The sequence below is a fragment of the Bacteroidales bacterium genome, from assembly GCA_035299085.1.
Lineage (GTDB): Bacteria > Bacteroidota > Bacteroidia > Bacteroidales > UBA10428 > UBA5072.
In genome coordinates, this window is the sequence record DATGXG010000023.1 from 19,864 (window position 1) to 32,735 (window position 12,872).

The 12,872-nt window shown below is 44.7% G+C and carries 7 protein-coding genes; 4 read left to right on the plus strand and 3 right to left on the minus strand.

Translation table 11 applies throughout. The annotated features are described in order from the left end of the window. Positions 1-8: 8 nt before the first annotated feature. Positions 9-1,853 carry a DNA topoisomerase IV subunit B gene (locus tag VK179_06370; protein ID HLO58347.1) on the minus strand — a complete coding sequence of 615 codons (1,845 nt, stop codon included), beginning with the start codon at positions 1,851-1,853 and terminating at the stop codon, positions 9-11. A gap of 360 nt (positions 1,854-2,213) precedes the next feature. Then, on the minus strand, positions 2,214-3,938 hold the full coding sequence (lysS, locus tag VK179_06375; protein HLO58348.1) for a lysine--tRNA ligase: 1,725 nt from the start codon (positions 3,936-3,938) through the stop codon (positions 2,214-2,216). Between the two features lie 127 nt (positions 3,939-4,065). Between lysS and VK179_06380 the strand changes: the two genes are divergently transcribed. After that, positions 4,066-4,572: a shikimate kinase gene (locus tag VK179_06380; GenBank protein ID HLO58349.1), complete on the plus strand. Its 507-nt coding sequence runs from the start codon at positions 4,066-4,068 to the stop codon at positions 4,570-4,572. A 1-nt stretch (position 4,573) separates the two neighbouring features. On the opposite strand, the gene VK179_06385 is transcribed toward VK179_06380, so the two are convergent. Then, positions 4,574-4,939, minus strand: coding sequence for a DUF3127 domain-containing protein (locus VK179_06385; protein ID HLO58350.1), 366 nt, complete (start codon positions 4,937-4,939; stop codon positions 4,574-4,576). A 208-nt stretch (positions 4,940-5,147) separates the two neighbouring features. Here VK179_06385 and VK179_06390 point away from each other — a divergent pair, with 208 nt between their 5' ends. The 3 genes from VK179_06390 to VK179_06400 are packed head-to-tail and all read left to right on the plus strand — an operon-like array spanning position 5,148 to position 12,866. Further along, positions 5,148-8,306, plus strand: coding sequence for a hypothetical protein (locus VK179_06390; GenBank protein HLO58351.1), 3,159 nt, complete (start codon positions 5,148-5,150; stop codon positions 8,304-8,306). 10 nt (positions 8,307-8,316) lie between these two features. Then, a complete protein-coding gene (locus VK179_06395; GenBank protein HLO58352.1) occupies positions 8,317-9,765 on the plus strand; it encodes a hypothetical protein in 1,449 nt (482 codons plus the stop codon). Next, on the plus strand, positions 9,762-12,866 hold the full coding sequence (locus tag VK179_06400) for a hypothetical protein (protein HLO58353.1): 3,105 nt from the start codon (positions 9,762-9,764) through the stop codon (positions 12,864-12,866). Before VK179_06395 ends, VK179_06400 begins: the two co-directional genes overlap by 4 nt. Positions 12,867-12,872: the final 6 nt, after the last annotated feature.

The following is a 12,872-nucleotide window of genomic DNA, read 5'->3' on the forward strand; positions in this document are numbered from 1 at the left end:
TTGAAATATTATACGGCATCTACAAGGTCTTCCTCCACACGCAGATTTCCGATGATGAACTCCTGGCGCTCGGGGGTGTTTTTGCCCATGTAAAACGGAAGAATGTCCTGCACATGCTCGCCTCTTTTTACCCTCACCGGTTCAAGCCGGATATCTTTACCGATAAAATGCCTGAATTCGTCAGGCGATATTTCACCCAGTCCTTTAAAACGGGTGATTTCGGGATTTGCTCCCAGCTTCCTGATTGCACCTTCCTTTTCATCGTCGGTATAACAATAGTAGGTATGCTTTTTATTTCTCACCCTGAACAACGGCGTTTGAAGGATAAACAGGTGACCCTGCCTTACCAGTTCAGGGAAAAACTGGAGAAAGAAAGTCATGAGCAGGAGTCGTATATGCATCCCGTCAACATCGGCATCGGTGGCGATAACCACATTGTTATAGCGGAGATTTTCAAGACCGTCTTCAATATCCAGTGCCGCCTGCAACAGGTTGAATTCTTCGTTTTCGTATACAATCTTCTTTGTAAGACCGTACACATTCAGGGGCTTGCCTTTCAGACTGAACACGGCCTGTGTGGCCACATCGCGGGATGTGGTGATGGATCCGCTTGCTGAATCGCCCTCAGTGATAAATATGGTTGAATCGAGCCTGCGCTCGTCATTATCGTTGAGATGAATTTTGCAATCGCGCAACTTCCGGTTATGCAAACTTGATTTCTTAGCCCTTTCCTTTGCCAGCTTCTGGATTCCTGAAATAGCCTTTCGCTCTTTTTCCGATTCGATTATCTTTTTGAGCAGCAGGTCAGCCGTTTCAGGATGCTTATGCAGGTAATTATCAAGGTGTTTTTTAAGAAAATCGGTTATGAAATTGCGGATTGAAACACCGTCAGGCGACATCTCTTTCGATCCCAGCTTGGTTTTGGTTTGAGATTCGAACACCGGTTCCTCGATTTTCAGGCTAAGTGCGGCTACGACGGAGGCACGGATATCTGACGGATCGAAATCTTTTTTATAGAATTCCCGGATTGTCTTAACAAGCGCCTCTTTGAAGGCTGCCAGGTGGGTTCCGCCCTGGGTGGTATGCTGGCCGTTCACAAACGTGTAATAGATCTCGCCGTAATGCGTTCCGTGTGTCATGGCGAGTTCCACATCTTCATCAGTAAGATGTATAAGAGAATAGAGGCTGTCGCCGTTCACATTTTCATGTAGCAGGTCAACAAGCCCTTCCTTTGAAAAAAACGGATTCCCGTTAAGGTTAATCGTAAGACCCGCATTGAGGTACACATAATTTTTGATCATGGACTCCACGTAGTCTTCCATAAACCGGAAATGACCGAACATTTTCTGGTCGGGCACAAAGGAAACAAGCGTTCCGTTGCGTGCGTCGACCGTCTGCTCAGGTATGTCCTCGGTTATATTGCCTTCGCAGAACTTTACTGTTTTTACCTTACCATCGCGGAAGGAACGGATTTCAAAAAAGGAAGACAGGGCATTGACTGCCTTGATACCAACACCGTTAAGACCAACCGATTTTTTAAATACCCTCGAATCGTACTTGGCACCTGTATTCATTTTCGAAGCCACATCAAGTACTTTTCCCAGGGGTATACCGCGGCCATAGTCACGGATCTGAACTATATTTTCATTCAGTGTGATATCGATCTTCTTCCCGAAGCCCATCATGAATTCATCGATGGCGTTGTCGAGAACTTCCTTCAGAAGAACATAAATGCCATCGTCCTGTGATGAACCGTCACCCAGTTTACCAATGTACATACCCGGACGCTTCCGGATATGCTCCTTCCAGTCGAGCGTACGTATAGTATCTTCCGAATAATTAGCAGCGGTCATATCTTTTAACGGTTTGTCGCAAAATTAGCATAAAGATGCTTGTGCCTTCCATTTCTTTATTAACATGCAAATAACAGGCTGTTGCGCCTTTCAAAAGGTTTGAAATTGAAAGTCAAAATTTTATCCTGTTTAAAATTAAATTTACGATTAATCCGATTTACGATTTACGATTTACGATTAAAAAATCCTATTACTGATTACTGTTTACTGAATACTTCTCTTGGCTAAGTCCTGCCTGTGCGGGCAGATTGCTTCGTCGCAAGCTCCTCGCAATGACGCTCTCTGTTCAAGGCAGTCACCAGTCACCAGTCACCAGTCACCAGTCACCAGTTACCAGTCACCAATCACTAATCACTACTCTTAAAACCACTTCTCCACATCCTGCACACTCAACCCCTTCAACCCCAGCTTATTCTTCTTATTAAACCCGTTGAGGTCATTGGCGAGTTTGGCGGCTTTGGCCTCATTCAGCTTTTCAATGGTTACAAAACCCAGTTTTTTCAGCGGATCAATCCATTCCTGCGGAATACCCTTCTCAGTATATTTTTCCGGTTCATCTTCCTTAATCACCAAAGGCTTTTCGGGCTTCATCTGGGGGAAGAACAACACATCCTGAATGCTCGACTGGTTAGTCATGATCATGGCAAGCCTGTCGATTCCCACGCCAAGTCCCGATGCCTGCGGCATTCCGTATTCGAGCGCCCTCAGAAAATCCTGGTCAATGAACATCGCTTCATCATCGCCTTTTTCTGAAAGCCTTAGCTGTTCCTGGAAACGTTCGCGCTGATCAATAGGGTCATTAAGCTCGGAATAGGCATTGCAAAGCTCTTTCGAATTCACGATCAGCTCAAAGCGCTCTGTGAGGCCCGGGTCGGACCTGTGCTTTTTGCAAAGAGGAGACATTTCAACCGGGTAATCCATGATAAATGTGGGCTGAACCAGGTGGGGCTCGACCTTCTCACCGAATATCTCATCAATAAGCTTGCCTTTGCCCATTGAAGGATCGGTTTCGATACCCATATTTTTACAGGTATCTCTCAATTGCTGTTCATCAAGAGCCCTGATATCAATACCTGCATATTGCTGAATGGCGCCTGCCATTGTCAGACGGGCAAAAGGTCTCTTGAAATCAATAACCGAATTGCCAAAAGGAACCTTTGTGGTGCCGTGTAAGTCGAGAGCCACCTTTTCAAGCATTTCCTCCACAAAATCCATCATCCACAGGTAGTCTTTCCAGGCAACATAAATCTCAAGAACAGTGAATTCAGGATTATGAGTCCTGTCCATTCCCTCGTTCCTGAAATCGCGTGAAAATTCATATACTCCCTCGAAACCGCCGACAAGAAGTCTTTTAAGGTACAACTCATCGGCTATCCTCAGGTAAAGAGGCATATCAAGCGTATTATGATGAGTGATGAAAGGCCTAGCCGTTGCACCGCCAGGAATGGGTTGCAGCACCGGTGTTTCCACTTCAAGGTATCCTTTTGAATTATATAATTCCCTGAGAGAATTGATAATTTTAGTGCGTTTTATAAAGATATCGCGCACGCCGGGATTAACAACAAGGTCAACATAGCGCTGGCGGTACCTGAATTCAGGATCGGTAACCGCATCATAAACGGTTCCGTCCTTTTCCTTAACAACCGGAAGAGGTTTAAGTGATTTCCCAAGAATTATGAGTTCCTTCACATGAATTGATATCTCGCCCATCTGGGTTATGAAAACAAATCCCTTAACACCTATGAAATCGCCTATATCCAGGTGTTTTTTGAATACGATGTTGTATAAGGTTTTATCCTCACCCGGGCACAGGTCATCGCGCTTCAGGTAAATCTGTATCCGGCCGTGTTCATCCTGAATCTCGGCAAACGACGCACTTCCCATGATGCGTTTACTCATAAGCCTTCCGGCCAGGGCCACATCCTGAAACTTCTCCTCATTGCCCTGGAATTCGGTTATGATGCGCTTTGTATTTATATTCACCGGAAACATGGCGGCCGGGTAAGGATCAATACCCAGTTTGCGTAATTCATCGAGCGACTGCCTGCGAATTACTTCCTGTTCGCTCAATTCAGAATGATTCATTTAATTAAATTGATTTAAGATTCGGCAAATATACATTTTTTTAATATCGCTCGCAGAGATGCTATGATCACCTCTCACGATTGAGCATCAGAGTGCAAATCATTATATTTGCACTTTAGTTTACAGCATGCGCTATTTTATTATAGGTTTCAAAAACAGTGGTAAAACAACATTCGGAAAATTGCTTGCCGAAAGACTTTCGCTTGAATTTATTGACCTGGATGAATACATTGAAAGCCGGGAGAAGAAAACAATCCCTGAAATCTATACCGAACGGGGCGAAGAAAGTTTCCGCCGTCTTGAATGGAGAGCCCTGAAAGAAGTGGCCGTAGGGCATGATAACATCGTCATTTCAACTGGCGGAGGTGCTCCCTGCCACTGTGATAACATGACCCTGATGGAAAAATACGGGAACGTTATTTACCTCAGGGTAAGCGACAGCTTGCTTATCAGCCGGTTGTCCGAGGCGGCGAAAGACAGGCCTATAGTTCTGGGTAAAAGCACCCGTGAACTCCGGGAATACATAACTGAATTACGAAACCGGTGTGAACACCATTATAAAAGAGCCAGGTATATAGTGGATGGCGATATCCCCGATTTGGAAGCAGTTGTGACTATGCTTAATGCCGGCTGAATCAGAAAGGAAGATCGTTGGGTTCTTCGCCGGGCAACAGGGGCTCCAGGTGGTCCATTACATCGGCAACAGGTAGTGCGCTTGTTTCCTGTACGCCTGAAGATTCAATTTTCCATGCTCTCAGATCGGTGTACCACTTTCCGTTGAACTCCCGCGACTCGGCATTAAAAGCTACATTGATCAAAGCTCCGGGCTTTAATGATTTAACCAGACCTGCTTTTTCTCCCCATGCAGAAATGCAAACCTTCCGGGGATACTGCTCCTGGGTTTCCAGGATGAAATCCTGCCTGTTCCATTGGCCGTTCTTACCGGTGCCGGTCTGCTCAGGAAGAATCTGTATCAGTTTACCTGAAATTTCAAGTGCCATAACGTTATTCTTTTAAAAAGTTAATGGATAAAAGTACAACTATTCGGTCGATTATTAAATGGTGTTAATTTCTTTTTCATATTTCAAACCAGGGCCGTCTATCAGCGTTTTCGTGTTGTCAGTGTAATTTCTTGATGATGAATCATTATTTTCGTAGTTTTGCAATTGTTAACCTTATCAACAGCTTTATCCTTTAACCGACACCTGTATGGCACACGTGTTCCCTGGAGTACATGCCAAAAACCGCAAGGAATTCTTCATGTTACTTGTTACTTCCATGCAGGCCGCTTTTATTGGCGCCTTTTGTTCGCTTTTTCTCATTGGTTCACATGTGCTTTTCCTTCAATCGTGGTACCCTGAAAATCTTCCCCAGGCATTTGTGATATCAGGCGTAACCGGGATATTTCTGTTTTCGCTGTATTCTTACATGAACAGCAGGGTAAATTTCAGGGTTTTTACAATTTTCTGGCTTGTCTTCATGTTCCTTTTGAACGCTTTCATTTACATATTTTATGATTTGATCGTTCCATTGAATATTGCCGGAATCCCGCTGATGATGCCTTTCACCCTGTGTCTCCCGGTTAATTTCATTGTAATGCTTTTATGGCGCCGGCAGCTGCTGGAGCTTTATACATCTTTCCAGAACAGGAAATACAATGCCACCATACGCAATTCCTTTATCGGAGGTATCATTTTTGTCAGCTATGCGCTGGTGGCAGGACTTTACATCAACTGGGACATCCTGCTTATCCTGGCTTTCAGTTCGGCGTTCATAGGAATGGCGCTGATTCTTCAGGTCGTAATCAATTATCATCATAAATATTCAGGATTATATCATCAGCCGATCAGGCGTAATCCGCTCCGTTCAAGATTTTACGAGCTGTTTTACACGCGGTACACGCTTTTGCTTGTATCATTTGTTGTGCTTTCTGCAACTGTCGGGTTCATCATTCATTATCATTTTATTACCGAAACCCGAATCAACTTTACTAACTCCATAAGCCTTGCCAAGTTTTTCGGATTCTTTACTGGCACCATGTTTCTTTTTGTCCTGACCGTCGAGGGATTTTTGCTGCGCCGCATTCTTTACGCATACGATTCACCTTACAGCCTGGTCCTGATTCCGGTGATCCTGCTTATTGCCGCTGCTGCTTCGCTTGTGGTTGATATTCTTGTGGGCCAGAATAACGCGTTTGCCCGCTTTTCTTTCGGGTTCCTCATGATCGCAATGATGCGCATCGGTTACGAAACAACGTATGACGCTATTGAAGTCCCCTCGCTTAAAGTATTGTTCCGCACTCTTGACCTGAGGTTTTCCTCATCCATTAAGCCCAGGTTAGGAGGAACAATAAGAATGGCCTCGCTCATATTTGCCGGTTTAATCCTTCTTTTACTGCTGATTTTCAACCTGAATAAAGGCATTTTCATTAATCTTACCATCATAGTACTCACCGGTATATGGGTACCCGTTGGCATTAAGCTCGTAAGAAATTACCAGGCCTCGTTGAGAGATTACATACGCCGACTTAAATCGATCAGAAGGAATACGGGACAGGAAATGAATATCGATGAGAAATCGCATGTTCTGATCAACAGCAAAAACCCGGTTAAGTCAATCAATACCCTTTCTATCATAGAGCGGCTTGAACCGCTTACCCATGAAAAACATATTATTTCGCTGCTGGGTACCGAGTCGCCTCAGCTCCGCAAATACATACTCGAGCGCATTGATGAAAACGCCTTGTTCAGTGCTCTTCCAAGCCTTAAACAATTAATGGCTACGGATCAGAAACAGCAGAACGGTTATCTGGTCAAGCTGGCAAACCGCTTTGAAATCAAGCTGAATGCCGGAACAACGCGGCATGCCATTGAAACCATTGTGAATTCAACCACACTCACCGACCGTATATTGGCGGCAGAAATTATAGGCAATTCAGGGAACCAGGAATACGCGGATTTCCTGCTCCACCTGTCGCGTGATTTTGAACCGGAGGTGAAACTGGCATCTGTAAAAGCCATGGCAAGGCTTGCCAACCCAAATCACAGTTATGTGCTGATTGGGTACCTGACTACGCCTGTTTACTATCCTTATGCTTTTGAAGCCCTTGTAAAAATTGGTGATCCGGCAATTCCTTTCATGGAAGAGTGTTTTCTTGTGCCGGATGCCGATAACAAGCTTTTATTGCGGATTGTGAGAATTTATGGTAAGATTGGAACCATGGCCGCTATGGAATCGCTGCTGTCGAAAATTGAAAACCAGAATCGCAGCATTTCACGGCAGGCATTACTCGCCCTTCGTGAGGCTAAATTCCAGGCTTCACCCGGTAATATAAACCGGATACTCAATGATATTGTGCGCCTCATTAATATCATGTCGTGGAATTTCGGTGCCTACGCCAGCATTCAGAATCATTCTCATTTCCGGCAGCTTAAGAATTCGATTGAATCTGAAATTGCCGATAATTACGAGATCCTGTATCACATGCTCGCACTGGCTTATAATCCAACCTCCATAGCGAATATTAAAAACATGCTAAATGAAGGCACTGATACCGATATAAGCTTTGCGATTGAACTTCTTGATCAGATAGTAAATGAGGAGATCAAGCAGGTGTTCTTCCCTGTTGTTGAAAATATTTCGGTGAATGACCGGTTCAAACAACTGCAGTACTTTTTCCAGACTGTAAAGGATTCTCCTGAAAACCTTATTCATGAAATCATTACGCGCGATTTTAACCAGATATCGCTGTATGTTAAGGCAACTGCCATTTACAGCATGCTGCTTTTAAAGAAATCGGTGCCCGGCCAGGAAATCAACGCCTGTTTGTTCCACCCGAACCAGTTGATAAGGGAAACCGGTGCGCTGATTTTACATGAGCAAAAACCTGAAGAGCTGGAATCAGTATTAAACCGGCTTCCCGCCGAACAGGTTGTGGAACTCCGCTCGGCACTGAGCCGTCTGAATGATGGCGTTCCGTACCTGCTTATCGACAGGATCAGGTTTATAAAAAATTGCACAGTGCTGCAAAATATTTCAGAAGATATTCTTCTTGAAATTTCAAGAGCGCTTGTCTTTCACCAGATGAAAACTCACGAGGAATTTCTCATTAAGCGTGAGGACGTTCACTTTGCCTTTATGATTGTAATCGAAGGCACCGCCCAGATCAATATTTCTTCAGGGAAAGTGTTTACCTTTGGCAAAAATGATATAATTTACAGCGATATTTTAGTTGAAGATTGCACGTATTCTTTCAAAGCACTTTCTGATCTCAGATTCTACAGTCTTGAGCAGGAAGTACTTAATTCACTGATGTTCGATTATATCGATTTCAGGGATACCGTATTGGAAATTGTAGAAGAAGCCTAATTATTGCATAATGGGATTTGAACATGACATATTTATAGGTTTTGCACCGTCCTCGGGTAATGAAATTACTTCGGCATGGACAGTTAAATTCTGCAATTATCTTACCCTATTGATGAACCGGATATCGGAACGCAAACTCACCTTCATCACTCATGAAGACTTACGGGTGAGGCAATCCGTTCTGGGCGAGAACCCCGGGAGTATTTTTTCTCAAACGGCAGTTTTTATAATTATCCTGTCACCCGAATACATTAAGTCCAAATCCTATCTTAAGGAATTGGATGATCTATACAACAAGATCAATGCTGAAAATGCCGAAAACGGAAACATGCACAGGATATTCAAGGTACTGACACAACCTGTGCCTGTTGAAGAACAGCCTGAATGCCTTCGGGACGAACTGAGCTATAATTTCTTTGAAATAAACCGGTATAATAAAAAGGCAATATCTTACGATATCACCTCACAGGAACCAACAGAAAAATTCTGGTCCAAACTCGTTGACCTGGCTTATGACATTACCGATAAGCTCGATGAGCTTTCAGGTACCAGTCGCGCAGGTAAACCATCCAAAAATCTACCGGCAGTTTTCCTGGCTGAAACATCATTTGACCAGACAGAAAACCGAGATAAGCTGAAACGCGAGCTGCAATACCTGGGTTATAGGATACTCCCGGTTTTACCAATTTCCGAAGAGGCTGAAAAAGGGAAACAGGCCATTGACAAGTGCCTGAGTGAGGCTGTTGCCACAGTTCACCTGCTGGGTGCATGGTACGGCGATTTTATAAAGAATTCACGGCTGTCTTTCATCGATTTCCAGATCAAAACAGTCAAAGACTTTATTTCAGCCAAGGAAAATCTGACAAAACCCTACCAGATCATCTGGATCCCCAACGATATAAAACCTACGGATCAAAGGCAGGCTTTGTATCTTAAACGTCTGAAAAGGGATGAATCCCAGTACCAGACTGAAATTATAGAAACTTCTTTCGAGGTATTTAAAACAATACTGAACGCACGGCTTTCTGAACTTACAAATCCACAGGAAAAGCCGGTGGCCGAGAAAAATAAGCTTTATGTTATTTATGAAAAGCCCGCACAGGTTAAGATGAAGCAGTTTAACGACATGATGCGCGGCAGGGGATTTGAGATCGTGGAACACAGCCAGAACGGAGATGAAAATCCGCTCAGCCGGCATATCAACAACCTGCTGATTGCTGATGCGGTTCTGATCTATAAAGGTGAAAGCACAATGGACTGGCTCAACAGCAAGATCCGTGATCTTGTTAAAGCCCCTGGTTACGGAAAAAGCAAACCTTTCAGGGCGGTTGAAATTATATCCATGCAAAAAACAGCTGATAAATCGTTATTATTTCTGAAGAATGTTCCGGTTAACTGGGATGAAGAAATAAATCCTGAGGTTATTAATCACTTTTTAGATCATTTGGCAAAAAAATGACAGAGAATCCGATCCGAAATATAAAAACCAACACACTTACGCTCGCCAATCCCTTCCCGGGGCTGAGGCCTTTCAGTGTGGAGGAAAGCCATTTATTTTTCGGTCGTGAGGGTCAATGCGAAACCGTTCTCGGTTACCTCGCCAGGAACAGGTTTGCCGCAGTAACCGGTGCATCCGGAAGCGGAAAGTCGTCTTTGATCTATTGCGGCCTTATTCCTGCCCTGTATGGCGGTTTTATAACCGAAGCAGGTTCAAAATGGAGAATCATTACAACCCGTCCGGGTAACAGTCCTGTTGAAAACCTTGCAGAAGCCATAGCTGAAAGCGACCGGAAAGACAAGGAAAATGAAGAACTGATAATCGATAAACAGATTATTTATACGATCCTTCGCCGAAGTTCCTTCGGACTTGTCAATGCGGTGAGACAAATCAAACTTGCACCGGCTGAAAATATACTTCTTATCCTCGACCAGTTTGAGGAATTGTTCCGGTTTAAGGAAAGCAGGAAAGATATCACGGTTGTAAATGAAACCGAAGCCTACATTAAAATGCTTGTAAATGCCATCAGGCAGAAGGACCAGCCGATTTATGTAGTGCTTACCATGCGTTCCGATTTTATTGGTGAATGCTCACAATTCCAGGAGCTCACCAAGCTCATCAACAAAAGCAATTTCCTGATCCCTCAAATGACGCGTGACGACTTCAAGGAAGCCATCACAGGTCCGCTTGCCGTTGGTGGGGCTGAAATTGATCCCCAGCTTCTCCAGCACCTGCTGAACGCCATTGAGGATAAGAATGACCAGCTTCCTGTTCTTCAACACGTGATGATGCGTACCTGGGAGTTCTGGACCCGGAATAACGAACCGAACGCGCTCCTTAAAATACGTGATTATGAAGTGGCCGGCCGGATCGAAAACGCTCTTTCAATGCATGCCAACGAGGCATTTGACGAGCTAACCGAGGAAGGTAAGGGAATCTGCAAAGTGATGTTCCGTTGTCTTACCGAAAAAGGAACTGATAATAAGGGTACTCGCCATCCTGCTACTATAAAATATATTGCTGAAATTGCACAGGTTCCCGACTCGAAAGTGATTGATGTCGTGAATAAATTCAGGGCAAAGGGCAGATCTTTCCTTACACCGGGTGAAGAAGTGCTGATCGACAGCGATACAGTTATCGATATCTCGCATGAAAGTCTGATGCGAATATGGGATAAGTTGAAATCATGGGTAGATGAAGAGTTTTCATCTGTGCAAATGTATCTCCGTCTTGCCGAAGCATCATCGCAATACCAGGTGGGGAAAACCGGACTGTGGAGACCTCCTGACCTGCAGCTTGCCATAAACTGGAAAAAGACTCAGAAACCAACGCTGGCTTGGGCAAAGAAATATAACCCCGCTTTCGAAAAGGTAATGGTTTTCCTCGATGCCAGCGAGAAAAAGTATCAGCAGGAAGAGCAAAACAAAGTGAGGCTTCAGCGTATGGAGCTTAACCGCACCCGTAAGTTTGCCGTCTCATCCCTGCTTGCCGCGGTTGCATTTCTGTTTATATCGGTTTGGGGCTTCCAGCAACGGGCTGAAGCTATTAAAAGAGCCCGTGAATCAGAAATGGCACGGCAGGAGGCCGAATACAGGAAGAAAGAGGCCGACAGCCTGAGGGATATAGCCAACAGCAGGGCATCCATGGCAGAAATGGAAGAAATGATGGCACAACTCAGTGCCGACTCAGCCGATAAAAAAAGAGCCATTGCGTATCTGCAAACTAAAATCTCCGATCAGCAGAGACTGCTCGCCCAGGAGCAGGCTGAACAGGAGGCTAAGAAAAGCGCGGCTTACCAGCAGGAAAAAATTCAGGCTGAAACAACAGCAAAGCTTGCCCAGGAACAACAATCGATAACCGAAAAAGAGAAAGTAGCGGAACTGAAAAAGAAAACCCTCTCGATTGCCCAGACAATGGCGGTTAAGACCATTCAGACTGATGATAAAAATCTGAGAGGACTGTTGGCTTACCAGGCTTACCAGTTTAACCGCGACTATGACGGACAAATGGATCATCCCGATATTTACAGCGCATTGTACAACGCTCTGTGCGGCTTCTGGGGCGATAACTACAACCTGCTTCCCGGCCATACCGGACCAGTGAAATCAGTGGCATTTGTCCCCGGAACTTCGGTATTTTACAGTTCAGGAGCAGACGGTAAAATCCTGAAATGGGATTTAAACGGCAATGCGAAGTCATTCAAGACAATCGTCAGCAACCCGATTAACCGGTGTATGGCTATAAGTCCAAATGGCCGCTGGCTTGCCAATGCAACCCTTACTTCGGCCATTCAGTTCTTTAACCTAAATACTCCTGCCAGTGAACCTGATTTAAAACAGGCTCACAAGAGCTGGGTGAGTGTCCTTGCTTTTACACCCGACAGTAAAGGACTTTATTCGGCAAGTAACGACAGAACCATTATATTCTGGGATCTTATCAACGGCTCAAACCAGGTGTTCCTGAACCTTCCCAATACAACAGTACGTTGCATGGCCGTTTCACCAGTGGGCCGGTTCCTTTTCGGCGGCACCGATGACGGAAGGTTAATCCGTTGGAACCTGGATACCAAGGAGGAAGTGGTTCTTTTCAAATCCGATAACGATGCGATCTCAGCAATGGCGTTAAATTCAACAGGCAGCCGCATTGCCTTTGTGGATAAAAACGGCACCATGGGAATCGTAGACACCAGGACTAACCTTGTCACACGTACCATCCAGGCTCATTCTGTAAGGGTGATGGATATTAAATTCAGTCCCGACGACCGCCAGATAGCCACAGCATCCATGGATAAAAAAGTAAAGATATGGGATGCCGGTAATTTAAATAACCGGCCAATCACTATTACCCGTCATAATAACTGGGTGCTTTCTGTGGCCTTCAGTCCTGACGGAAAATACCTTGTATCGGCTGACAATGACGGAAATATCTATTACTGGCCGACCCATGCATCCCCTATGGCCGACCAGATGTGCGGACTCATTACGCGAAATATGAACCAGCGTGAATGGGAAACCTATGTCGGTTATGATATTAATTATGTGAAAACCTGCCCAAACAAATAAACTTAA

Bases quoted from the DNA above. Each gene is read 5' to 3' on its own strand.
- VK179_06400 (HLO58353.1), top strand. From the start codon at position 9,762: ATGACAGAGAATCCGATCCGAAATATAAAAACCAACACACTTACGCTC.
- VK179_06385 (HLO58350.1), bottom strand. From the start codon at position 4,939: ATGGCACTTGAAATTTCAGGTAAACTGATACAGATTCTTCCTGAGCAG.
- VK179_06395 (HLO58352.1), top strand. From the start codon at position 8,317: ATGGGATTTGAACATGACATATTTATAGGTTTTGCACCGTCCTCGGGT.
- VK179_06380 (HLO58349.1), top strand. From the start codon at position 4,066: ATGCGCTATTTTATTATAGGTTTCAAAAACAGTGGTAAAACAACATTC.
- lysS (HLO58348.1), bottom strand. From the start codon at position 3,938: ATGAATCATTCTGAATTGAGCGAACAGGAAGTAATTCGCAGGCAGTCG.
- VK179_06390 (HLO58351.1), top strand. From the start codon at position 5,148: ATGGCACACGTGTTCCCTGGAGTACATGCCAAAAACCGCAAGGAATTC.
- VK179_06370 (HLO58347.1), bottom strand. From the start codon at position 1,853: ATGACCGCTGCTAATTATTCGGAAGATACTATACGTACGCTCGACTGG.